This window comes from Mesorhizobium sp. M0185, from assembly GCF_040322175.1.
Classification (GTDB): domain Bacteria; phylum Pseudomonadota; class Alphaproteobacteria; order Rhizobiales; family Rhizobiaceae; genus Mesorhizobium.
This window is the reverse complement of sequence record NZ_JAMYSY010000004.1, coordinates 71,888-95,678: the sequence shown is the minus strand read 5'-3', so window position 1 is coordinate 95,678 and position 23,791 is coordinate 71,888. Positions and strand designations below refer to the sequence as shown.

The 23,791-nt window shown below is 62.9% G+C and carries 18 protein-coding genes and 1 pseudogene; 10 read left to right on the top strand and 9 right to left on the bottom strand.

All coding sequences use genetic code 11. The features are described from left to right. Nucleotides 1–263 precede the first annotated feature (263 nt). Complete coding sequence (locus NKJ20_RS05000) at nt 264–1,625, bottom strand: pilus assembly protein TadG-related protein (protein WP_352742877.1); 1,362 nt, start codon at nt 1,623–1,625, stop codon at nt 264–266. 329 nt (nt 1,626–1,954) lie between these two features. Next, the gene (locus tag NKJ20_RS04995; protein ID WP_352742876.1) at nt 1,955–2,824 is read right to left on the bottom strand and encodes a transglutaminase-like domain-containing protein; all 870 of its coding nucleotides are present in this window, start codon (nt 2,822–2,824) and stop codon (nt 1,955–1,957) included. A 177-nt stretch (nt 2,825–3,001) separates the two neighbouring features. Here NKJ20_RS04995 and NKJ20_RS04990 point away from each other — a divergent pair, with 177 nt between their 5' ends. Beyond that, entirely contained in the window at nt 3,002–3,673 is a 672-nt protein-coding gene (locus NKJ20_RS04990; RefSeq protein ID WP_352742875.1) for an HAD-IA family hydrolase, read from the top strand. A 17-nt stretch (nt 3,674–3,690) separates the two neighbouring features. On the opposite strand, the gene NKJ20_RS04985 is transcribed toward NKJ20_RS04990, so the two are convergent. After that, nucleotides 3,691–3,903 (bottom strand): DUF1674 domain-containing protein, encoded by a 213-nt coding sequence (locus NKJ20_RS04985; RefSeq protein ID WP_352451229.1) that lies wholly within the window; start codon nt 3,901–3,903, stop codon nt 3,691–3,693. A 116-nt stretch (nt 3,904–4,019) separates the two neighbouring features. On the opposite strand from NKJ20_RS04985, the gene htpX reads away from it, so the two are divergent. The 5 genes from htpX to purH all read left to right on the top strand — a co-directional run bounded on the left by htpX (nt 4,020) and on the right by purH (nt 10,298). After that, nucleotides 4,020–5,036, top strand: coding sequence for a zinc metalloprotease HtpX (gene htpX, locus NKJ20_RS04980; protein WP_352742873.1), 1,017 nt, complete (start codon nt 4,020–4,022; stop codon nt 5,034–5,036). Continuing rightward, entirely contained in the window at nt 5,033–5,359 is a 327-nt protein-coding gene (locus tag NKJ20_RS04975; RefSeq protein ID WP_352451231.1) for a hypothetical protein, read from the top strand. Before htpX ends, NKJ20_RS04975 begins: the two co-directional genes overlap by 4 nt. Next, nucleotides 5,356–6,702, top strand: a complete 1,347-nt coding sequence (locus tag NKJ20_RS04970; RefSeq protein WP_352683673.1) for an RsmB/NOP family class I SAM-dependent RNA methyltransferase — start codon at nt 5,356–5,358, stop codon at nt 6,700–6,702. Before NKJ20_RS04975 ends, NKJ20_RS04970 begins: the two co-directional genes overlap by 4 nt. Nucleotides 6,703–6,848: 146 nt before the next feature. Then, entirely contained in the window at nt 6,849–8,597 is a 1,749-nt protein-coding gene (locus NKJ20_RS04965; RefSeq protein WP_352742871.1) for a heparinase II/III family protein, read from the top strand. 84 nt (nt 8,598–8,681) lie between these two features. Beyond that, nucleotides 8,682–10,298: a bifunctional phosphoribosylaminoimidazolecarboxamide formyltransferase/IMP cyclohydrolase gene (gene purH / locus NKJ20_RS04960; RefSeq protein ID WP_352742869.1), complete on the top strand. Its 1,617-nt coding sequence runs from the start codon at nt 8,682–8,684 to the stop codon at nt 10,296–10,298. Between the two features lie 39 nt (nt 10,299–10,337). Here purH and NKJ20_RS04955 read toward each other — a convergent pair whose 3' ends face one another. Continuing rightward, a complete protein-coding gene (locus tag NKJ20_RS04955; protein WP_352451235.1) occupies nt 10,338–11,714 on the bottom strand; it encodes an MFS transporter in 1,377 nt (458 codons plus the stop codon). Between the two features lie 188 nt (nt 11,715–11,902). Further along, entirely contained in the window at nt 11,903–16,699 is a 4,797-nt protein-coding gene (locus tag NKJ20_RS04950; protein WP_352742867.1) for an NAD-glutamate dehydrogenase, read from the bottom strand. A 130-nt stretch (nt 16,700–16,829) separates the two neighbouring features. Between NKJ20_RS04950 and NKJ20_RS04945 the strand changes: the two are divergent. Together NKJ20_RS04945 and NKJ20_RS04940 are read left to right on the top strand one after the other, a co-directional pair. Next, a pseudogene (locus NKJ20_RS04945) lies at nt 16,830–17,394 on the top strand (peroxidase-related enzyme). 137 nt (nt 17,395–17,531) lie between these two features. Then, on the top strand, nt 17,532–17,855 hold the full coding sequence (locus NKJ20_RS04940; RefSeq protein WP_023678126.1) for a YciI family protein: 324 nt from the start codon (nt 17,532–17,534) through the stop codon (nt 17,853–17,855). A 9-nt stretch (nt 17,856–17,864) separates the two neighbouring features. Here the strand turns inward: NKJ20_RS04940 and NKJ20_RS04935 are convergent, their stop codons facing one another. Further along, nucleotides 17,865–18,479, bottom strand: coding sequence for a LysE family translocator (locus NKJ20_RS04935; RefSeq protein WP_352451238.1), 615 nt, complete (start codon nt 18,477–18,479; stop codon nt 17,865–17,867). Nucleotides 18,480–18,872: 393 nt separating this feature from the next. On the opposite strand from NKJ20_RS04935, the gene NKJ20_RS04930 reads away from it, so the two are divergent. Continuing rightward, nucleotides 18,873–19,499 (top strand): DUF1062 domain-containing protein, encoded by a 627-nt coding sequence (locus NKJ20_RS04930; RefSeq protein ID WP_352451239.1) that lies wholly within the window; start codon nt 18,873–18,875, stop codon nt 19,497–19,499. Nucleotides 19,500–19,545: 46 nt separating this feature from the next. On the opposite strand, the gene NKJ20_RS04925 is transcribed toward NKJ20_RS04930, so the two are convergent. Beyond that, entirely contained in the window at nt 19,546–19,737 is a 192-nt protein-coding gene (locus tag NKJ20_RS04925; RefSeq protein ID WP_352742865.1) for a hypothetical protein, read from the bottom strand. Nucleotides 19,738–19,771: 34 nt separating this feature from the next. After that, nucleotides 19,772–21,601 (bottom strand): translational GTPase TypA, encoded by a 1,830-nt coding sequence (gene typA / locus NKJ20_RS04920; protein WP_352451241.1) that lies wholly within the window; start codon nt 21,599–21,601, stop codon nt 19,772–19,774. A gap of 198 nt (nt 21,602–21,799) precedes the next feature. Between typA and NKJ20_RS04915 the strand changes: the two genes are divergently transcribed. Further along, nucleotides 21,800–22,081 carry a hypothetical protein gene (locus NKJ20_RS04915; protein ID WP_352742864.1) on the top strand — a complete coding sequence of 94 codons (282 nt, stop codon included), beginning with the start codon at nt 21,800–21,802 and terminating at the stop codon, nt 22,079–22,081. A 46-nt stretch (nt 22,082–22,127) separates the two neighbouring features. Here NKJ20_RS04915 and NKJ20_RS04910 read toward each other — a convergent pair whose 3' ends face one another. Beyond that, nucleotides 22,128–23,702 carry an alkaline phosphatase D family protein gene (locus NKJ20_RS04910; RefSeq protein ID WP_352742862.1) on the bottom strand — a complete coding sequence of 525 codons (1,575 nt, stop codon included), beginning with the start codon at nt 23,700–23,702 and terminating at the stop codon, nt 22,128–22,130. Between the last annotated feature and the right edge of the window lie 89 nt (nt 23,703–23,791).

Below are 23,791 nucleotides of genomic sequence, written 5' to 3'. Positions count from 1 at the left end.
CGCGCCTTGCCATTTGCCGGATGACACCCCATCATGAGGAAGTGTTCAACAAATCGAAAGGAGGTGATCCGATGTCGAGTGATTTCGTTTTCCAGAACGTGGCCTCAGCGGATCGCACTTTCGGGAAGCAGTCTTCCCGCTAAGGCGCGAGATGCGCGGCTGGCGACCAGGGTCGCCGCCAGGAGCCGCGCCATGGACGGAAACACGGAAGGTCGCCGGCTTCGCGAGAAGCGGCGGCCTTTTCCTTTTTGGGCTGTTGTCCCCTATTTGGTTACGGTTAACATCTCGACGTTGCGCGCTATATCCTGGAAAGCCTGGTTGAGTTCCGTTCCATTGGCCGCCTGATAAAAGTGCTTGATCTTGGCGGTGTCCGGGCTCGCGCAATCCTGGAGCGTCGCCTTGGCATTCGTTTCGTTTAGGTCAAAGCCAATGGTGAAGACCTCGATGCCCTTGTCGCGCATGGCAGCGCAAAGTGTCTTGGCGGCCGTGCGGGTCGGCTCCTTGCCGGCGTCATTGTAGACGTCGCTCACCGTGCTCGCATCGAAGTAGGACAGGTTGAATTCGCCGTCGGTCATCAGGATCGCAATCTTGGCAACCTTCTTTGGATCCATCTTGGCCGGCCGCTGCGAAGTCCTCATGATGCCCCCCCAGTTCTCCGAGAGCATGTACCAGGTCCACTGCACGCCGATATGGCCGGCGGTGCCGCCGGAGGCGACGAAATTCTTGATGACCGTCTTGAGCGCCGTCGCATCCGCTGTCAGCGGCATCAGCGCGGCGCTCGGGCAGGCGGCGGTGCCGGTTTGCCACGCGAAGGACGACAGCAGGTAGTCGCGGTTGACCATGCTGGCGTCGGGGCCCGCGTCCGAATATTGATAAATCCCCTTGCGCTCGGTGGCGCAATTATCGGGACGGATAAAGCCCGAGACATACTGCACGGCGTCATTGGCCGGCGCCTGTTTGCGTTGACTGGCGGTGGTTTCCACATAGACGCTGGTGGCGGCAAGTGTACCGGCATTCACCGAATTGGCATAAGGCACGATGGCAACCCGCACACGTGGCTTGGCAGGGTCCTGGCCGCCCAGGAAACTGTCGACGGCATTCGCCGCGGCCGCCCGTAGATCGATGATTTTCTGGCCGGCCATCGACCCGGTCACGTCCAGCATCATCGCGACTTCGATCTGCTTGTCCGAATAGAGCGCCGTCGTCGATGCGGGGACGCGTTGCATGCCACCCGTGCTGAAAAGCGGGAAATAGTAGTTGACGTTGACATGGACGTCCGCCTGGACAGTCTTGGCTGTCCTGTCGACAACCAGATTGTCGAGGACGATCTGGTTGTCCTGGAGGATACCCGCCGTGCTGTTGGCATCGAGAAAGGCCTGCACCGATTTGCCGGCGTCGGCCTCGCTGATGACGCCGGTTGTCAGGTCGCGGGCCGTCGAGGTGACCGCTGCATCGACCACGCCTTGCAGGCTCGATTTTACATTGTAGAGTTGGGACACGTTGACCGCAAAGCCGACACTCAGTGCCAGCACTGAGCCGATTATCCCAAACAGGACCGCGAAATTTCCGCTGCGATCCCCGGCAAAGCCGCCGATCGTCTGAACAAGACCCCCGAAACGCCGCATTCCTTCCGCCTCCATTCGCTACAGCCTGCAGCTGTCCGAACGCGCATTGCAGGAATCCGGCCGGATCGCGCCGCCAGGCCCGGGAAAGCGACCGGCCCGCGATCAGGTCATTGTTTCCAAACGGTTTCGAGCGGCGGCAGGGTAAACAGCGGGTAAACGAAAGCTGCGCCGGCACGGCTTTGTTGACAAAGCGCTTACCACGAACAGGCTCGCAATTCAGGACGACTGGACTGCGTCCCAATCCGGTACAGACGAGATGTATCGAACCGGTTCAGCACGATCGCGGTGGCGGGAAATGGAAATACGGACTGTGAATGTGTCCCGAAAGACTAGGCCAGCATCCGTGCGCTGACCGTCTTGTCGACGCCACGATAAGGCGGCTTGAACAGATTACCTTCCTGCTCGTGCGTCCAGACCTTGAACAGGGTGAGCCGATGCGGGCCAAAACTGTGCAGCAGCGGCACGTCGGTGGCATCGCGGCCGCGGGCGATGACGACGCGGCCGATCCTCGGCACATTGTGGCGAGGATCGAAAGTGTACCACCTGCCGTCGAGGAACACTTCCACCCACGCCGAGAAATCCATCGGCGCCGGATCGGCGGGCACGCCGATATCGCCGAGATAGCCGTTCACGTAGCGGGCCGGGATGTTCATGCAGCGGCAGAGCGTGATCGCCAGATGGGCAAAGTCGCGGCAGACGCCGACGCGTTCCTCATGCGCCTGCGCCGCCGTGCGGGTCGAGCGCGCATAGCCGTAGCCGAAGGACAGGCGGTTGTGGACATAGTCGACGATGGCCTGCACCCGCGCCCAGCCCGGCGGAAGCTGGCCGAAAAGTTGCCAGGCCAGGTCGCCGAGATGGTCGGTCTCGCAGTAACGGCTGCCGAGCAGATAGCCGAGCACCTCGTCCGGCAATTCGGCAACCGGGACTTCCCTGGCCAGCGTGTTGACTTCGTCCGTCTCGCCGCTGTCCTCGACCACCGCGTCATAGAGGATGCGAAAGCTTCCGGCCGGTGCCGTGAAGCGGCGGCAGCTATTGCCGAAAAGGTCGTGGTAGACCCTGGTCGGGACCGACGGCGAGGTCAGCACGCGCGTCTGCCGCTTGATGTCGGCCTGGCGATCCCTGTGGATATCGAGCAATGAAACGACCGGCGTTGCTGCAACGCATTCAATGGCAATTTCATAGCCGAGCCGAATCAGCATCGCCCTCCCCTACGATCGTCATGGAAGATAGTGCCGATCAACGCGGGACAGTGCGTGGCGGTTCCTTGTGGTCGTCAAAAACGACGCCTCGCGGCTTCCCATACGGACGCGGCAACGTTACGGTCGATTGACACGCGTCTTTCGAAATAATCCCTCCAAGATGACCCCGGGAAACCGATGTTTGCAGGCAGAAAATTCGCGGCCTTCCTGTTCGATATGGACGGCACGATTCTCAATTCGATCGCCGCGGCGGAAAGGGTCTGGGCAGCGTGGGCGCATCGGCAAGGTCTTGACGTCGCCGCATTCCTGCCGACCATCCACGGCGTGCGGGCGATCGAGACCATCGGCCGGCTGGCGCTCCCAGGCGTCGATCCTGCCCGCGAAGCCGATTCGCTTTTGCAGGCCGAGGCGGCCGATGTCGAGGGCATTCGCCCGATTGCCGGCGCCGCGGCCTTCCTGGCGTCGCTGCCGCCTGGAAGCTGGGCGATCGCCACTTCGGCACCGCGCGAGCTCGCCCTGCTGCGCCTGCAGGCCGCGGGTATTCCGGCTCCCGCCGTGATTGTTGCGGCGGAGGATGTATCGCGCGGCAAGCCGGCGCCCGACTGCTTCCGGCTGGCGGCCGAACGGCTCGGCGTCGATGTGGGCGACTGCCTCGTCTTCGAGGACGCGCCGGCCGGCATAGCGGCGGCCGAAGCCGCGGGCGCTGCAATCGTGGTGATCAGCGCCACGCACCGGCATCCGTTGGAGACGCCGCATGCCACCATCGCCGGCTATGACGCGATCGGCATCGCCGTCGATTCCAGCGGCTGGATTGCCATCGGAGTGGAGCGGGCCGCGCTGCCTGTTTGACTAGCACCCTGCTTGCGCTAAAAGTCGCTGGTCAGGCCCTTGACCTCCCAGTCGCCATAGCGGCCAGGCTCCTTGCCGCCGCGCCCGCCGATCTCCCTCGGCAGCGTGGCTTCCTGCTCGCGATATTTCTCCCGCCGGGCCTCGGCCTCGACTAAGGCGCGCCTGGCTGCCGGGGTCAGCGGCTTTTGCGGCGAGCCGTTAGCATGCGTTTGGCTGGTTTTGTCGATCATGCGATCTTCCGCTAGATTGAAACAGGCCCCGATTGAAACGGGAACCGCTGTTTCCCATCATATAGCGATGGGCCCACAAGGATCGATCCCTTTGTTGGGCCAAAATGGAGCAGACGATGAACACCCTTCGCACCGCCATGCTTTTGGCCGCAATGACGGCCCTGTTCATGGGCGTCGGCTATCTGGTCGCCGGATCCGGCGGCATGATGATTGCCTTGCTGATCGCCGCCGGCACCAATTTGTTCAGCTATTGGAACGCCGACAAGATGGTGCTGTCGATGCACCGTGCGATCGAAGTCGACGAACGCAACGCGCCTGAATATTACGCCATCGTGAAGGGTCTCGCGCAACGTGCCGGCCTGCCGATGCCGAGAACCTATCTCATCGACAATCCGCAGCCCAATGCCTTCGCCACCGGCCGCAATCCGCAAAATGCCGCTGTCGCCGCCAGCACCGGCCTGCTCGAGCGGCTATCGCATGAAGAAGTCGCGGCGGTGATGGCACACGAGCTCGCCCATGTGCAGCACCGCGATACGCTGACCATGACGATCGTCGCCACCTTTGCCGGCGCAATTTCGATGCTCGGCAATTTCGCCTTCTTTTTCGGCGGCAACCGCGACAATAACAATTCCTTTGGCATCGTCGGCGTGCTGGTGGCGATGATAGTCGCGCCCCTGGCCGCCATGATCGTGCAGATGGCGGTGAGCCGCACCCGCGAATATGAGGCCGACCGGCGCGGTGCCGAAATCTGTGGACACCCGCTGTGGCTCGCCTCGGCACTTGACAAGATCGCGCGGGGCGCCGAACGCATCCGCAACCCGGATGCCGAGCGCAATCCGGCAACCGCCCATCTCTTCATCATCAATCCTCTTTCCGGCGAGCGCATGGACAGTTTGTTTTCCACTCACCCGAGCACAGAAAACCGCATCGCCGCGTTGCAGAGGATGGCGAGCGAAATGGCCGGCGCACCCGAAGCGGCCACGACGTCAAGGCCGGCGCCGGAAGGGACCGGGCAGCAGCCGTCTGGTCCGTGGGACAGGGCCGCGCGGCCCGAGAGGCCCCCTGAGCCGGCCAAGCCGAGACCCAATCCCTGGGGACGCAATCCGACCGGACCCAAAGGTCCGTGGTCGTGACGAGCGCGACAGACAAAAAAGGCGGGATCTCGCTGGCGGAAATGCGCGATCTTTGTGCAAGGCACTGGAACCCTATCGGCATACCGATGGCGAGCATAGCAACATCAAGTGATCTGGGCTTTCGCCCACTTCCTGAAGATGAATATGACACCTATCTCCGCCACATCGTCCGACTTGTCGGGGATGGTGCATCTCCAAAGCAAGTCGCGGACTATGTCGGCACGGTTGAAAAAGACTACATTCAGGTGATCTCCCCCCTAGGAAGCAAAGAAGATTTTGTCAGCGCCATATTTAAACTAGTCAACCGATCGCCGACACAATGAGGCCAACTCACAGTGAGGCTTCAGAAGCTCGCGGTCTCGCCGCGCGCAAGGCAGCCGCGCGCCTGCTTGCCGCCGTCATTGACGCGAAAACGCCGCTCGACGGGCTGACCGACCATGAAAACGGCCATCCACAATACAAGGCGCTCGACCTGCGCGACCGCGCTTTGGTGCGCGCCATTCTGGTCACCGCCCTGCGCTACCGCATGACCATATCAGGCCTTTTAGCCCGTCGCCTGGAAAAGCCGCTGCCGCCCAACGCCACGGCGCTTTCGCACATTTTGCATGTGGCGGCAGCGCAGATCCTGTTCCTCGATGTTCCCGACAGCGCCGCCGTCGACCTCGCCGTGACACACGCCAAGTCCGATCCGCGCACGGCGCGCTTTTCCGGCCTCGTCAACGGCGTGCTGCGCACGCTGGCGCGGGCCAAGCAGGACGAGCTCGCCGCAGCATTTGCCGCTACCGACGAGGCGCCAAAATGGTTTTCCGACCGTTTGAAAACAGTCTACGGCCTCGACAAGGCCCGGCAGATACTGCTCGCCCATCGCCATGAGGCACCGGTCGATTTCTCGGTCAAGTCGGACCCGGCGCTGTGGGCCGAACGGCTCGGCGGCTTTGTCTTGCCGACCGGCACGGTGCGGGTGGAAAAGCTCAGCGCTTCCGTGACCGAACTGCCCGGCTTTGGGGAAGGCGCCTGGTGGGTTCAGGATGCAGCGGCCAGCCTGCCGGCCCGGCTGTTCGGCGACATCAATGGTTTGCGAATCGCCGACCTCTGCGCCGCGCCGGGCGGCAAGACCGCCCAGCTGATCCTCGCCGGCGCCCACGTCACCGCGCTCGACATGTCCAAAACGCGGCTGGCACGGCTGACGCAGAACCTCGAACGGCTCGGTCTGGCCGCCGAGATCGTCCAGGCCGATCTGCTCAAATACGAGCCGAAGGACCTCTTCGACGCCGTCCTCCTCGACGCACCTTGCTCTTCGACCGGCACGGTGCGGCGGCATCCCGACGTCCCCTGGACGAAGACGGTGGCCGACGTCGAAAAACTGGCCGACCTGCAACGCCGGCTGCTTGCCCGCGCCGTCACCCTGGTCAAGCCTGGTGGACGCATCGTCTTTTCCAACTGTTCGCTCGATCCGCTGGAAGGCGAAGAGCTCTATCGCGACTTTCTCGCCGGCAATGCGGAGATTGTCGACGACCCGCTTCGGCCGGGTGAGATCGCCGGCATCGACCCGTTTCTGACGCCGCAAGGCACGTTGCGCACCACGCCTGCCGATCTGGAGCTAGGCTCGCCGGGCCGCTCCGGGCTGGACGGCTTCTTCGCCGCCCGCATGCGCAGAGCCGGCTAAGGGCCGATCCTGAAGCGCCGTCCGGCTTCTTGGGGCGAGGAGGCATGGAAAACAGGCTGAACGGCCCCACTGCCGCGGAATTCGCCTTCGCACAAGTTCTTGAATCATATAAACTTGTGCTTGGGTGAGGACGATCAGGAGGGGTTTTGGCAATCGCTGCCGGTAACACGACGCGTCTGTGGACGCTTGTCGCGAGGGAGTTCTGGCGCAAGACGCGCCGGCGCTTGCGCGCCGGGCCACTCTATCGCTGGCGCTACTCAGGCCGCACGCCGGAGCGCGTCCTGATCGCCCCACCGGACCTGCGGCTCGCCGATCCTCAGATCGCGCTCGAGATCTATTACGGCCGCTATCCGCTTTCGGGGCATCTGGTCGAGACCGGCGGCAAATCGCCCTTCCAGATCGACGTGCCCAATCCCGGCTGGCAAAAAACGCTGCATGGCTTTCGCTGGCTGCGCCATATGCGTGCCGCCGGTACCGAGCTCGCCGCCGCCAACGCCCGGGCGTTGGTTTCCGACTGGATTGCAATCCATGGCAGCCATATTTCCGGCGTCGCGTGGGAGCCCGGCACGACGGCCAAGCGTGTCATTGCCTGGCTGCAGCATTCCTCGATCGTGTTGCAGGGCGCCGAATTTCCGTTCTACCGCGCGTTCTTGAAATCGCTCGCCGTCCAGATCCGCTATCTGCGCGCCATGGTGCGCGAGATGCCGGACGGCAAGGACAGGCTGCGCGCCCGCATTGCGCTGGCCTTTGCCGCTTTGTCGCTGCCGGCGCCGGCCTCGGCGCTACGCGGTGCTACCCGCAATCTCGCCGAGGAGCTCGACCGCCAGATCCTGCCTGACGGCGGCCATATCTCGCGTAATCCGATGACCGTGCTTGAAATCCTCGCCGACCTTCTCCCGTTGCGCCAGACATACGCCAATCAGGCCGAGACGCCGCCGGCCGCCCTGATCGGCGCCATCGACCGGATGCTGCCGGCACTGCGCTTCTTTCGCCATCAGGACGGCAGCCTTGCCCGCTTCAACGGCATGGGCGCCACCATTCACGACCGTATCGCCAGCATCCTGCATCACGACGACACCGCCGGCGCACCGTTGCTGCACGCGCCGCATTCGGGTTATGAGCGCCTGTCGATGGGCGGTGTCACTGTGATCGCCGATACCGGCCCGCCGCCCCCCGTCGACGTATCCAATGCCGCTCACGCCGGATGCCTCGCCTTCGAATTGTCGTCGGGCCGCCAGCACTATATCGTCAACGCCGGAATAGACACTTATGGCGCCGCCGAGTTCCGGCCGCTTGCCCGAGCCACCGCCGCCCACTCGACCGCCACCATCAACGACACGTCGTCGGCGCGCTTCAATCACTCCTTGCGCGTCAACGACCTGCTCGGCACGCCTTTGATCGGCGGGCCTCAGCATGTGCCTTGCAAGCGCACCGACCAGAAGGGCAGCCAGGGCTTCATCGCCCGCCATGACGGCTATGTGGCGCGCTTCGGCTTCCTGCATGAGCGCGAGCTGAAATTATCGACCGAAGGCAATGTGCTTGCCGGCAGGGACCGTTTCCTGCGCCCGGGCGGCGCTTCTATCCGCAACAATGGCCGTGACTTCGTCACGGTGCGTTTCCATGTCCATCCCGATATAAGCCTGCTCCAGGATGAGCATGACCGTCTGGTGCTGGCCGCCGACCATGCCGACACCTGGGTGTTTACCTCTACCGAAGTGGTGCCCGAGGTCGAGGAATCGATCTATTTCGCAGGGCTTGGCGGCCCGCGCCGCAGCCGCCAGATCGTGCTTGCGTTCAAGGCCTCGGAAATTGCCGAGGTCCACTGGCAATTGACGCGCACCATCATCGCCGGCCGTCCGGAAAAAGCTGAAGCCGGTGGCAACGGCAGACACTGATCAAGTCTTGCGGCTTGATTTCCGGGCCTCATATGCTACGGCCCGCGGACGCTCTCCAACCAGAACTGGAAAGGCCGCCAGCCCATGGCCGTCGCCGCCAAGAACATTCCCGCGCCCGACCTTGTACCCATCCGTCGCGCGCTCCTTTCCGTCTTTGATAAGACCGGCCTGATTGATTTCGCCAGGGCGCTGGCTTCGGCCGGCGTCGAGCTAGTCTCGACCGGCGGCACCGCAAGGGCCCTTGCCGAGGCAGGCATGGCGGTGCGCGACGTGTCCGAGCTCACCGGCTTTCCCGAGATCATGGACGGCCGCGTCAAGACGCTGCACCCGTCGGTGCACGGCGCACTGCTTGGCGTGCGCGACGATCCCGAGCACGCCGCAGCGATGCGCGACCACGGCATCGAGCCGATCGATCTCGTCGTCTCCAATCTCTATCCGTTCGAAGAGGTGCGTCGCTCCGGCGCCGACTACGCGGCGATCGTCGAGAACATCGACATCGGCGGCCCGGCGATGATCCGTGCCTCGGCCAAGAACCACGCCTATGTCGGCATCGTCACCGATCCCGATGACTATGCCTCGGTGCTCAACGCGCTGGAGATGAATTTCGGGTCGTTGTCGCTGGATTTCCGCAAGAAGCTGGCAGCCAAGGCCTTTGCCCGCACCGCCACCTACGATGCGGCGATTTCGGGATGGTTCGCCGAGGCGCTTGAGATCGAGCATCCGACATGGCGCGCCTTCGGCGGCAAGCTGCAGTCGGTGATGCGCTATGGCGAAAACCCGCATCAGGGCGCCGGCTTCTATGTCAACGGCGACAGGCGGCCGGGCGTCGCCACGGCGCGCCAGCTTCAGGGCAAGCAGCTTTCCTACAACAACATCAACGACACCGACGCTGCCTTCGAGCTGGTCGGCGAGTTCGACCCGTCGCGCTCCGCAGCAATTGCCATCATCAAGCACGCCAACCCGTGCGGCGTCGCTGAGGACGCTTCGCTGCAGGCGGCCTATGCCAAGGCGCTGGCCTGCGACCCGGTCTCGGCCTTCGGCGGCATCGTCGCCATGAACCGCATCCTCGATGCCGGAACCGCCGAAGAGATCGTCAAGACCTTTACCGAAGTGATCATCGCACCGGAGGCGTCCGAAGAAGCAGTCCGCATCATTGCCGCCAAGAAGAACCTACGCCTGCTGGTCACCGGCGGTCTGCCCGACCCGCGCGCGGCGCGCCTTGGCTTGAAATCGGTGGCTGGCGGTTTGCTGGTCCAGGGCCGCGACAACGCGGTGGTGGATGACCTCGAGCTGAAAGTGGTGACCAGGCGCGCTCCGACACCGGCCGAATTGGCCGATCTGAAATTCGCTTTTCGCGTGGCAAAGCACGTCAAGTCGAACGCCATCGTCTATGCCAGGGATGGCGCTACAGTCGGCATCGGCGCCGGCCAGATGAGCCGGGTCGATTCCTCGCGCATCGCGGCGCGCAAGGCGCTCGACGCGGCCGAGGCTGCCGGCCTGACGGAGCCTTTGACCAGGGGCTCGGTCGTCGCCTCGGATGCCTTTTTCCCGTTCGCGGATGGGCTTTTGTCGGCAATCGAAGCCGGCGCCACAGCCGTCATCCAGCCCGGCGGCTCGATGCGCGACGATGATGTCATCGCCGCCGCCGACGCTCACGGCATTGCCATGGTCTTCACCGGAGTGAGGCATTTCCGGCATTGAACGCGTTACCCTCCCGCTGTGGGAGAAGGCAAGAGCAGCTCACTCCGCCGGCCGATCCGCCGGATAGGGCGTGCCGATCAGGATCGCCATGCCGGCGCCAAGGAACAGCACGATCGCCGCCATGCCGAGCCGCGCCGAGCCGCTGGCCAGGGTGATCGTGGCCACCATGAAGGGTGCGGCAAAACTGGTTGCCCGGCCGGCCAGCGCATAGATGCCGAAATAGCGGCCCGATTCGGCAGCGGAGACGCTGCGCGCCATGTAGGAGCGCGACGATGCCTGCACCGGCCCGAAGGCAAGCCCGATCAGCAGGCCGTAGAAAATGTAGGCTTTTTCCGCCGCCGTGCCGAACAATCCGCCACCATCCAGTCCGGGCATCACCCAGGCGCCGAACAGCGTATAGCCCGGTCCGGTCGAAACGATGCCGATCGTGGCAATGCTCAGCATGACCAGCGAAATCATCACTATGGTCTTGGAACCCAGCGCTGTGTCGAGGCGTGCGGCAACCAGGCAGCCGACGATGGCAACGACGTTGAGGATGATGCCGAACAGGCCGATCTCGGTAATCGACCAATGGAACATTGCCGCCGCAAACGTTCCGCCCAGCGCCAGCAGTGCGTTGACGCCGTCCTGATAGATCATACGGGCGACGAGAAAGCGAAAAATGCCGCTGCGCTTGCGCACTTCGGCCAGCGTCGACTTCAGTTCCGATAGTCCCTCGCGCACCGCCGGCCCGATTGGAATGCCTTTGATCGCATCAGGCGTGAAGAAGAACATCGGCAGGATGAACAGGAAATACCAGGCGGCCGATAACGGCCCGGTAGCGCGCGCGTCCTCGCCGAGCCTGGGGTCGAGGCCGAAGATCGGATCGAGCCCAACGACGGTCTTGCCGGTTTCAGGCGAGCCGGCCATGACGGTAACGACGAAGATCAGTGCGATCATGCCGCCGAGATAGCCGAGTCCCCAGGCCATGTTAGAGATCCTGCCGATGTCGCTCTTCGGCACCAGGCGGGGCATCATCGAATCATTGAACACGGTCGAGAATTCCGCCGCGACCGACGCCAGCGAGAACAACGCCACGACCAGAAAAAGATTAGAGCCGGGCGCGGCGAACCACAGCAGGGTGAGGCAGGTGATTTTAACCGCGGCGAAGAAGGCTATCCAGGGTTTGCGTGGTCCGGTCTGATCGGCGATCGAGCCGAGGACCGGCGACAAAACGGCAATGACGAGGCCGGCGGCGGCAATGCCGTAGCCCCAGGCCGCTTGCCCGGTCTCCGGATTGCTGGCCATGCGCGAGACGAAATAAGGACCGAAGATGAAGGTGGTAACGACCGTGAAAAACGGCTGTGCCGCCCAGTCGAACAGCATCCATCCCCAGATGCCGCGTCCCGATGCCCGCTGCACTGCCATCTCAGCCATGTCCCCTCCACTGGAGCTTGCTCCATGCCGATCGAATCGGAATGACGCTCCGTCTTCTGTTGAGCACGATCTTGTCCAAAAGCCGATCGTCACTTTTTGGGATCATGCTCCGGCGCCCCCCAAAGCAGGGCGCCGTTCGCTCAATAGCGCAGTTCTTCCCGGCAATCCCGCGCGATATGGAAGACGTCTCACAGCTGCGTCAGATCACTCATCAGGCCGGATGCCACCGACAGCCGCGACACGGTGATGTCGCCGCCCTCGGTCAGCGCCTGCAACCGCTCGCGGATGCGTCCGACCCGTTCGCCGCCGGCCTCCAACCATGCCGACACCGGATCCGCCGCCTCGGCATGGCCGGTCAGCGCCGCCACCGCGATGCCGCGCCTGGCCGCGCCGATCGTGTCGGTGGCGCGGGAAAGCGCCAGTTGATCGTAATAATCCGAGGGCGTGATCGAGCGCGCCGCATCTTCGACGCGCGGGATGCGGAAGACATCGCTGACTGCAAAAAACGCCTTGGCGGCAGCGACGATGCCGGCATTTGCCGTCCGCGCCGTCAGCGCTATGTCGGGGATGAGTTCCGCCACATCGGTCAACGCCAGTTGCTCGGCAAGGCTCTCGGGCGCGCCGCCCTTCGACAGGCTGTGCCGCCGCTCCTCGATCCGCTCGCGCGAGAAGGCCGGCAGCAGCGAAACGAGCTTCGGCTCCAGCGCCTTGCGCGCATCCTGCAACTCGGCAATCCGCTGCCCGAGCAGTGCAGTGTCGGCATCGTTCTTCAGGTACCAGCCGCTGGTCACATAGATCAGCCGGCTGACCGCCTGATAGAGGTCGAGCTGGATCTGCCCGTCGATCTGGTTATCGAGTGCATCGATCTGGCGATAGAGCGCCGGCAGTGCAAAGCCATCCCGCACCACGGCGAAGGTGCGCACGACATCGGCGGCACTGCGCCCGGTCGCTTCCTGCAGCCTGTTGACGAAGGACGGGCCGCCGCGATTGACCAGATCATTGGCGACGACACGGGCGATGATCTCGCGGCGCAGGCGATGGCCGTGGATTTCCGCCGCATATTTCTTTGCCATGCGGTCGGGAAAGTAACCCATCAGGTCGCGGTCGAAATGCGGATCGTCCGGCACGTCGCTGGCGACGATATCGGAAAACAGCACGATCTTGGCATAGGCAAGCAGCACGCCGAGCTCGGCCCGGGTGAGCGGCTCGCCGCGCGGTTCGCGCTCGGCAAGAGCCGCCGGCGACGGCAGCGTCTCGACGGCACGGTCGAGCAGCCCGCGCGCCTCGAGCGCCTCCATGAAGCGGCTCTGATGGGCAATGTCGGCAAGGCCGCGCTTGCGAGCAAGGGACAGCGCCAGCGTCTGCTGGTAATTGTTGGACAGCACCAGGGCGCTGACCTCGTCGGTCATCTCGGCCAGCAATTTGTTGCGCGACGGCCGCGTCAGCGATCCCTTCCGCATGGCGGAAGCCAGCGCGATCTTGATGTTGACCTCGACGTCTGAGCAGTTCACGCCGCCCGAATTGTCGATCGCATCTGAGTTGCAGCGGCCGCCATTCAATCCGAATTCGATGCGCGCCCGCTGCGTGACGCCGAGATTGGCGCCTTCACCGATGACCTTGGCACGCAGGTCGAGCGCGGTGATGCGGATCGCGTCATTGGCACGGTCGCCGACGTCCTGGTTGGTCTCGCCCGATGCCCTGACATAGGTGCCGATGCCGCCGAACCACAAAAGATCTGCCGGCGCCTTGAGGATGGCACTCATGATCTCGACCGGCGTGGCCGTTGTCTTGCCGAGGCCGATAGCTGCGGCCGCGGCGGCCGGCAAGGTGATCGACTTCTGGCTGCGCGAGACGACGATGCCGCCTTCGGACAGCTTCGTCTTGTCGTAATCCTGCCAGCTTGAGCGGGCGAGAGCGAACATACGCCGGCGCTCGGCCATCGAAGCCGCCATGTCGGGATTGGGATCGATGAAGATGTCGCGATGATCGAAGGCGGCGATCAGCCGGGTCTGCTCCGACAGCAGCATGCCGTTGCCGAACACGTCGCCCGACATGTCGCCAACGCCGACGACGGTGAACGGCGTGGTTTGGATGTTGCGGTTCATCTCGCGGAAATGCCGCTTGACCGCTTCCCAGGCGCCCTTGGCGGTGATGCCCATCTTCTTGTGGTCGTAGCCGGCCGAACCGCCGCTGGCGAAAGCGTCGTCGAGCCAGAAGCCGTGCCTTTCGCTGATGGCGTTGGCGATGTCCGAGAAGGTCGCCGTGCCCTTGTCCGCGGCGACGACGAAATACGGATCATCCTGATCGCGCCGCACGACGCCGGCTGGCGGGATGACGCCGTCCAGCCCGATATTGTCGGTGATCGACAACAGGCTGGAAACGTAATTCTTGTAGGCGGCCGTGCCGGCCTCGAAAATTGCGTCGCGCCCGGCGCTCATCGGCAGCTTTTTCGGGTAGAAGCCGCCCTTGGCGCCAACCGGCACGATCACCGCATTCTTGACCTGCTGTGCCTTGACCAGGCCGAGCACCTCGGTGCGATAGTCCTGCGCACGGTCCGACCAGCGCAGGCCGCCGCGCGCGACCGGGCCGAAGCGCAGATGCACACCCTCGACCTCGGAGCCGTAGACGAAGATCTCTCGCCATGGCCGCGGCGCCGGCAGCCCGTCGACCGATTGCGAATCGAGCTTGATCGCCAGCGATTGGCCTTTCTGTTTCGTATCGGCAACGAAATGATTGGTGCGCAGCGAGGCTTCGATCAGGTTCAGATAACGGCGGATGATGGTGTCGTCGTCAATGTTGGGAACGTCTTCCAGCGCATCCGTGATCTTGGCTTTCAGATGTTTGGCCTGAACGACGCCTTCCGTCTCGGCCGTCGGGCTGAGGCGGGCGACAAACAGCGCATGCAGGCCGCGGGCGATCTCGGGATAACGTTTGAGCGCGGCGGCGATGAAATCCTGGCTCTGCGGGATGCCGGCCTGCTGCAGATAGCGGCCATAGGCGCGCAGGACAGTGATCTCGCCCGACCACAGGCCGGCGGTCTGGGCAAGGCCGTTATAGCCGTCATTGTCGACATCGCCGCGCCAGACGGAAAGGAACGCATCCTGGAACAGCGCGCCGCCATTGCCGAGGTCGATCGGCCTGCCGTAGCTGTTCTCGAGTTCCATGTCGTGGATGAAGACCATGCCGGATTGAATGTCGCCGACCTCGAAAGTGCGCTCGCTGATGACGCGGAAACCGATGTTTTCCAGCACGGGCACGCGCCGCGACAGCGCCACCGGGCTGCCATGGTGATAGATCTTCAGCGCAGCCTGATGCGGCTTCTGGACGGTGTGACGGTAATAGTCGATGGCGATCGGATTTGACGTATCGAGCTTGGCGATGCGCCCGGCGTCGGCCAGCGCCACGGCCGGCGGAAAACTGTCGCGATAACTTTCCGAAAAACGCGAGGCGATGGCCGTGAGTCTCGCATCGGCGCCGGTCTCTGTCGCGGTCTCGCGCAGTGCATCGTCCCAGGTCCGTACGATGTCGCGGATCGCCGCCTCGATCGTCGCCTGCTCGACCTTCGGCGTCTTGCCGCCGGAGCGGCCGATGATGAAATGGACGCGCGCCAGCCCGCCTTCCGGGAAGGCCGGATAATAGGCCGACAGCCGGCCTTCGAAGACGGTCTTCAGATAGGTGCCGATCTTCTCGCGCACGACGCTGTCGTAGCGGTCGCGCGGCACGAAGACGAGCACGGAGACGAAGCGGTCGAACTGGTCGACACGCACCAATGCCCTGACGCGCGGTCGCTCGATCAAGCCCAGTATGGCTTCGGCATGCTTGCGCAGGATCGGCACCGGAACCTGGAACAGCTCGTCGCGCGGATAGCTCTCCAGCACGTTGATCAAAGCTTTGCCGGAATGGTCGCTTGGATTGAAGCCGGATTTGGCAATGACGGTTTCCGCCTTCGAGCGCAGGTAGGGGATTTTCATCACCGAGCGCGTATAGGCAGTCGAGGTGAACAGGCCGACGATACGGAGCTCGCCTGAAAGCACGCCTTTGCCGGTGTAGGTCTTGACGCCGATGTAGTCGAGGTAGATGCGGCGGTGCACCGATGACTTGGCGTTGGCCTTGGTGACGATCAGCGGTTCCGGCCCATGCAGGAAGGCACGGATTTCCGGCGTCGTGCTCACCGCTTCGGTGCCGCGCCTGAGCACCAGCACGTCGGGATCGGAAAGGATGCCGAGGCCGGGCTTTTCGGCGCGCTCGAGCATGCCGCTCGTCTCGCCGCCGGTGTAGTTGAATTCGCGCATGCCGAGAAAGGTGAAATTGTCGTCGCGCAGCCATTCGAGGAAGGCGATCGCTTCGGTGACATGGGCCTTGTCGAGCGGCACTGGCGAGTAGCGGAATTCCGAGATCGCCTGGTCGAGGCGGGCAAGCATCGGCTTCCAGTCGGTGACGGCGGCTCGCACCTGGCCGAGCAGCTTGGTCAGGCGTGCGGCCAGGCCTTCGGCCTGCTCGGCCGAAAGGCGGCCGATATGGACATGGATGACGCTCAGTCGGTCATGGCTGTGGTCGCCCTTGGCATAACCGCCATCGCCGAGGATTTCCTCGACGCCGTCCTTGCCGTGCCTGACGACTATGACCGGATGGGTAACCAGCAGCGGCTCGCCAGCGCTTTCTGTAATCTCGCCGAGGACGGAATCGAATAGGAACGGCATGTTGTCGTTGACGACGGTGATCACCGTCATCGGCCGGCCCTGGCGGACGACACCGGAATCGACGTCTATGGCAACGACGCAGTCGTCCTTCTTGTGCCTGGCCACTGCGCGGCCGGCGAGTTCGGCAGCGCGTTCGAGATCGATGACGTCATAGGCGGCGACATCTTCGGCCGGAGCTCGGGCCAGCAAGTAGTCGGCAAGCCTGCCGGGCTTTTCGCCACCCGCGGCTTCACCCCTCGTCACGCCGGCTTTTTTCAACCGGCTCGCTGACTTTACGCTGGCCATGAGTCCCTCCCGTCACATGTTTTTGCGGCTATGCTAACAGATGACGGGTATTTGGCGACAAAGGTTTGACGGCTTGCGACGAAATGTCGGAATTCACCGGCAGCCTGGCGAAAACGAGGAGAAATCCGCCATGACGGAGAAAATTACCGCGCTTGACCTGGCACCAGCGGAGCTGAGCGACGCGACCCAAGGCCTATTTCGCCAAGTGCCGGGAGAAGCTCGGCCTCGTTCCCAATGTGCTGCTCGCCTATGCCTTCGACGAGAAGAAGCTGCGCGCTTTCACCGACATGTACAATGATTTGATGCTGGGTGAATCCGGCCTGTCGAAACTCGAGCGCGAGATGATCGCGGTGGCCGTCTCGTCGGTCAACCATTGCTACTATTGCCTGGTCGCGCATGGCGCGGCGGTGCGCCAGCTTTCCGGCGACCCGGCCTTCGGCGAGATGATGGTGATGAATTTTCGCGCCGCCGAGCTTTCGGACAGGCAACGCGCCATGCTCGAATTCGCGGTGAAGCTGACCGGGCAGCCGGCAAAGATCGTCGAAGCGGACCGGGCGGCGCTGCGGCAAGTCGGCTTTTCCGACCGCGACATCTGGGACGTCGCCTCGACCGCGGCGTTCTTCAACATGTCGAACCGGCTGGCATCGGCAATCGATATGCGGCCGAACGATGAATACCATGCGATGGCGCGATAGGGCACCGCCGTTGCGAGCCAACCGCACATTATATTAGCTACTTCGCATTCTCGTTGCTTGTTTGCCGGTTTGGTCCGATGATCGGCATGCGGCATGACCGCATGCCGGTTCGATGCCGCCGATCAAAGGAGGAGAACATGGCGAAATTTCTCTACGTCTATCACGGCTCGGGCAAGATGCCGACCGAGGAGGCCGAACGGAAGGCAGCGATGGATGCCTGGAACGGCTGGTACGGCAAGCTTGGCTCAGCGGTGGTCGACGGTGGCAATCCAGTCGGCATGTCGAAGACCCTGCTGCCCGGCGGCAAGGTCGAGAACAATGGCGGTAGCAATCCGACCGCCGGTTACACCATCATCGAAGCGAAAGACATCGACGATGCCGTCGGCAAAGCCAAGGATTGTCCTATCCTGACGGACCCGGGTTTCAGCGTCGAGATTGCGCCGATAATCGAAATGGGTTGACGCGCCGGCTCAGGACCGCGCCGCGATAGCCGCCGCAGCGCCGGCCATGGTTCCGGCGCTGACGCGGTTGGCGATCTTCATCGCCCGCTTGCTTTTGAGCAGCTTGCGCGCCTGTGATGCGGCGAGCACCCAGGTCAAATCGATAGCGACCAGGACAACGGCCATGGTCGCGGTCAGCTCGACCCAGCCGATCATGCTGACCGAACCGAGGTCGATGATGGTCGGCAGCAGCGCCAGATAGAACATCATGATCTTGGGGTTGCCGAGCGTCACCGCCATGCCGGCAAAGAACAGTCTGACGGGCGAATCTTCGCGCGGCAGCGCGCCTTCCTTGGTCTCGACCGGTGCCGTCCACATCTTCCAGGCAAGCCAGCCGAGATAGGCGACGCCGACCCACTTCACGACGACAAAGGCTAAATGGAACGTCTGCGCCACCACGGCGAGGCCAAACACCGCCAGGGACAGCCAGATCGCTTCGCCGATCCACATGGCAAGCAGGAACGGAAACACGTCGCGAAACCCTTTCGAGATGACCCGCGCCACAAGAGCGGCGATCGATGGGCCGGGCGAGCCGGCTGCAACTAGCAGGGCGCCGGCAAAAATCAGCAGCGACGTGAAATGCATAACGCGGTCTCGTTTGAAATGTTTGGGTCGTTCAACATAACCCAACTGTTCCGGCGACGGTAGCGTCTACCGAAAGAAGGCTTGTCGGCCAGGCACCTCACGGCTAGAGATGTCGTTCCGAAATCCTTTCCGAGCTTCACTTTGCCTACGTAACCGCCGGTCTCGTCAACTCCCCCAACACAGAGCAGGGCGTCGCAGTCGCGATGCCTGTTTTCACATCATGTGTTCCTCGGGTGGCGGTTCGAGACCGGTTTGGCACTGCTGAACCGCTGTCGCGCATAACCACCCGCGACACCTGATTTCCAACTACCGCAGTCTCTCGCCACGCCGTGCCCGCAAGGGTTCTCGATATCGCCGATCTGACGAACTTCCCGACGGGAAGGGCTTTTCGGCATGCCTTCGATACTGCGTATCCGCTGGGCGATCACACCCAAGACCGCACCTCGACCTCACCTCAACTGCAATCGCTGCGGCGGCCTGAAAGCCTATCGCTGCAGCGGCAAATTCCGGGTCAATGCCAACGGCAAGCGCATTCACGCCTGGTTGATCTACCGCTGCATCGACTGCGACAATTCCTGGAATTTCGGCATTCTGGAGCGCTGCAGCCGCCGCGATATCGAACCGGCAATATTGCAGGCGCTCGAAAGCAATGATCCGGTCCTGGCGCGGCGCCATGCTTTCGATGTTGCCGCATTGCGAAGCAGTATCGGGCGCGTCGAGGAGTTTCCCGAAGCCATCGTTCATAAGCAGGTGCTCGGGGACAGGCCGGAAAATACCAGCGCTCTCGAACTTCAGCTCTGGCTCGAAATGCCGACAACGCTGCGGCTCGACCGGTTGCTGGCCAGCGAACTCGGTGTCCCGCGATCGCGGCTACAGGTTTGGGAAGAGAAGCGATTGCAGGTGGTTGGTCCGGACGGGGCCAAAGCCTTGCGCCGGCCGGCGCGGGCGGGAACGGCGATCCGGATCCACCTGTCTGGCGAACCAGACCGGGACGAAATCATTTCGGCTGCAGGTGGATGAGGCGACGGCAAGGGCACCCGTAATCAGAGACAGTTACGGCCAGGGGTCAGTCGCCCTCTTTGGAGGCCGAGCCAATCAAACCCTTGGCCGTATCGAGATCGCTGTCGGCGACTTGCACATGGATCAAGCCAAGCCTGCCCGTGTCGAGAAGATAATTCGCGAGAGCATAAATTCCATAAGCGTCGAGCATCGACACGCAAACTTCGGCCTCGGGTCGATTGTCGTATATGACAGCCATGACGAGTTTACCGCTCATTGCGCGGTATTGCCCTTTATGCCGCGCCGACCACTTTCGCCGACTTCTCAAAACGCTTGCGCTCGTTCGGATCGAGATAGAGCTTGCGCAGGCGGATGGTCTTCGGCGTCACTTCGACCAGCTCGTCGTCCTGGATCCAGGCCAGCGCGCGTTCCAGCGTCATGCGGATCGGCGGTGTCAGCTTCACCGCCTCGTCCTTGCCGGCGGCGCGGATGTTGGTCAGCTTCTTGCCCTTGAGCACGTTGACTTCGAGGTCGTTGTCCCTGGAATGGATGCCGATGATCATGCCCTGATAGACCTTGACGCCGGGGTCGATGACCATCGGGCCGCGGTCTTCCAGGTTCCACATGGCGTAGGCCACCGATTCACCCTGTTCGTTGGAGATCAGCACGCCGTTGGTACGGCCCGGCAGCTCACCCTTGTAAGGTTCATAGGCATGGAACAGCCGGTTCATCACAGCGGTGCCGCGCGTGTCGGTCAACAGTTCCGACTGGTAGCCGATCAACCCGCGCGTCGGTGCGTGAAAGACGATGCGCTGGCGATTGCCGCCCGAAGGGCGAAGCTCGACCATCTCGGCCTTGCGCTCCGACATCTTCTGCACGACGACGCCGGCATGCTCCTCGTCGACGTCGATGACGACTTCCTCGACCGGCTCCAGCAATTCTCCGCTGTCGCCCTTCTGCATGACGACGCGCGGCCGCGACACGGCGATCTCAAAACCTTCGCGGCGCATCGTCTCGATCAGCACGGCCAGCTGCAATTCGCCGCGGCCGGAAACGAAGAACGAATCCTTGTCAGGTGATTCCTCGATCTTCAGCGCGACATTGCCTTCTGCCTCGCGCAGCAGGCGGTCGCGGATGACGCGGCTGGTCACCTTGTCGCCTTCGGTACCGGCCAGCGGCGAATCGTTGACCAGGAAAGACATCGTCACGGTCGGCGGATCGATCGGCTGCGCGTGCAGCGGCTCGGTCACCGACAGGTCGCAGAACGTGTCGGCGACGGTGCCCTTCGACAGGCCGGCAATAGCGACGATGTCGCCCGCCTGCGCCTCGTCGATGGGCTGGCGCTCGAGCCCGCGGAAAGCAAGGATTTTCGAGATTCGGCCGGTTTCGACCTGGGTGCCGTCATGGTGCAGCACCTTGACCGCCTGGTTGGATTTCAGCGTGCCGGATTCGATACGGCCGGTGATGATGCGGCCGAGGAACGGATTGGCTTCCAGGATGGTGCCGATCATGCGGAACGGGCCGGGATGAACGGTCGGCGCCGGCACGTGCTTGATGACGAGGTCGAACAGCGGCGCCAGAGCCTGGTCCTTCGGACCTTCGGGGTTTTCCGAGACCCAGCCGTCGCGGCCTGAACCATAAAGGATAGGGAAGTCGAGCTGCTCGTCGGTGGCGTCAAGTGCTGCAAAAAGATCGAACACCTCGTTGACCACTTCGACGTGGCGGGCATCTGGCCGGTCGATCTTGTTGATGACGACGATCGGCTTCAGTCCAACCTTGAGTGCCTTGCCGACCACGAATTTGGTCTGCGGCATCGGCCCCTCGGCGGCGTCGACCAGCACGATGGCCGAATCCACCATCGACAGAATGCGCTCGACCTCGCCGCCGAAGTCGGCGTGGCCGGGCGTGTCGACGATGTTGATGCGGGTGTCCTTCCAGTCGACCGAGGTCGCCTTGGCCAGGATGGTGATGCCGCGTTCCTTTTCGAGGTCGTTCGAATCCATGGCGCGCTCGGCGACGCGCTGGTTGTCGCGGAACGAGCCGGACTGTTTCAGAAGCTGGTCGACGAGGGTGGTTTTTCCATGGTCGACGTGCGCGATGATCGCGATATTGCGGATTTTCATGTTTCGGTCTCGGGAGCGTTGCAGGCAGCAGGCCAAAAGGCGCTGCCTCTTTCGGTTGGGCGGCTCATACAGGGTTTTTCGCAATTGCGAAAGAGGAGGCGAGCCACCAAATAAAGTCACCAAATCTTAAATGTCTTGGTGTGAAGTGGAATTATTAACCAAGGCGGAACCTTTCATGGTCCGGACAGTTCGAATTTCATGATCGAGATAGGCATCAAACTCCGGCCGATTTTGGCATGTACCGCGCTCGCCGTCCTCCTCGCGGCCGGCGCGGCGCAGTCGGCGGCGTCGTACAAGGAGACGCGGTCTGCTTTGCCGTCCGACAAGCCGTCGGCGGAGCAGCTTTTTGCCGATGCTCCCGATGGCGTCGATCCGGTGGTGACCGGGCCGGTCAGCGCCGCCTTCAAGCAGCGGCAGCAAAATGCCGGATGCGACAGCGCCGTCTGGCCCAACATTCCCGTCGTCTGCTATCCCGATTGATATACGTCCTACCCTCGGGCTGGCCCGAGGGTAGTGACGCCGTCGCTCACGCCGACCGCACCGGATCGAGCGTGACCTTGTAGAGTTCGCTGTCGTCGCGATCCATCAGCCGCACCGTCAACTGCTCGGTGGCGCCATCGATTTCGACGAGCCCGAAGAACTGCAGGCCGGCCGAAGGCGGCAGGTTTTGACCCTGTTCGGCAGTTGGTGCCTTTATGAACTTCAGCTCCGGGCCGAATGTCATATCGAAACCATTAGGCCCGAACGTGCCGGAATGGATCGGACCCGAAACGAATTCCCAAAACGGATTGAAGTCCTGGAACTGCGCCTTGTCCGGATTGTAGTAATGCGCGGCTGTGTAATGCACGTCTGCGGTGAGCCAGACAGTGTTGCTGATACCCGCATTCTTTATATAGCGAAGAAGGTCGGCAATTTCCAGCTCACGCCCTTTGGCCGGGCCATTGTCGCCATTGCTGACCGCCTCGGCCCCTACCTTCTTGGTGCCGTCGTTCCAGACGACGAGGCCGAGCGGCATGTCGGCGGCGATGATTTTCCAGGTTGCGTTGGAATTCGCCAGTTCACGCTTCAGCCACTTGATCTGCTGTTCACCGAGGATGCGCGATTGCGGCGTCATCGTCTCCTGCATATCCGGACCGTTGGGGCCGCGGTAGGAACGCATGTCGAGGAAGAACACGTCGAGCAGCGGACCATAGGCGATCTTGCGGTAGACGCGGCCGGGCTCCGACGGCTCGTAACGGATCGTCGTCATTTCGTGGAAGGCGCGCGCCGCACGTGCCGCCAGCACATGGATGGATTTTTCAGTGTAGCGATCGTCGGCGCTCAGGTCCTTCGAGTCCGACCAGTTGTTCAGCACCTCGTGGTCATCCCACTGATAGAAGGTCGGACAGATGGCGCTGAGCGCCAGCACATGCCTGTCCATCATGTTGTATTTCCACTGCGCCCGGTATTCGTCCAACGTTTCGGCAACCTTGCGCTTCTCGTCGATCAGCACTTTGTTTTTCCACTTGCCGCCGTTGGGCAGGTCGACCTCGTCCTTCATCGCACCATCGGCATAGATCGTATCGCCCGAATGCAGGAAGAAGTCGGGCGTGTGCTTGGCAATGGTGGCGTAGGTCTTCATGCCGGTCTCGTCGATGCCCCAGCCTTGGCCGGCGGTGTCGCCCGACCAGGCAAAGCGAATGTCGCGCTTCGAGGCAGGTGCCGTGCGGAAGCGGCCGACGACCGGCTCGGAAACGGCGTTGATGTCGGCAAGATCGGCCGCGACCATGCGGTAGAAGATGTCCTGGTCGGAGGCGAGATCGGTAAGCAGCCGCTTCACCGTATAATCGCTGGCCGGCGAGGTATCGAGCGGCGCCAGGCGGACGGCATTGGTGAAGCTTTCGGTCGACGACACCTCGAACATGACGCGCGACGGCCGGTCGGTGCGTGTCCAGACCATGCCGCTGGTGGCATCGACGTCGCCGGATTGGATGCCATGGGTGAACGCCGGGCGCTGATTGGCGCGCGAGTAATAGGGAAGGGCGAGGCCCGAGGCGCCGACCAGGCCAACGGCGCTGGCCGACGTGACGAAAGCGCGCCGCGTCATCGAAATCTTGTTCATGGCTGTCTCCTGGATGGCATTGAACGTCGCCGCCAAGCTCCAGCTTCAATGTTTCAGGCACATTTCGAAACGATGAAGGTTTGATAACA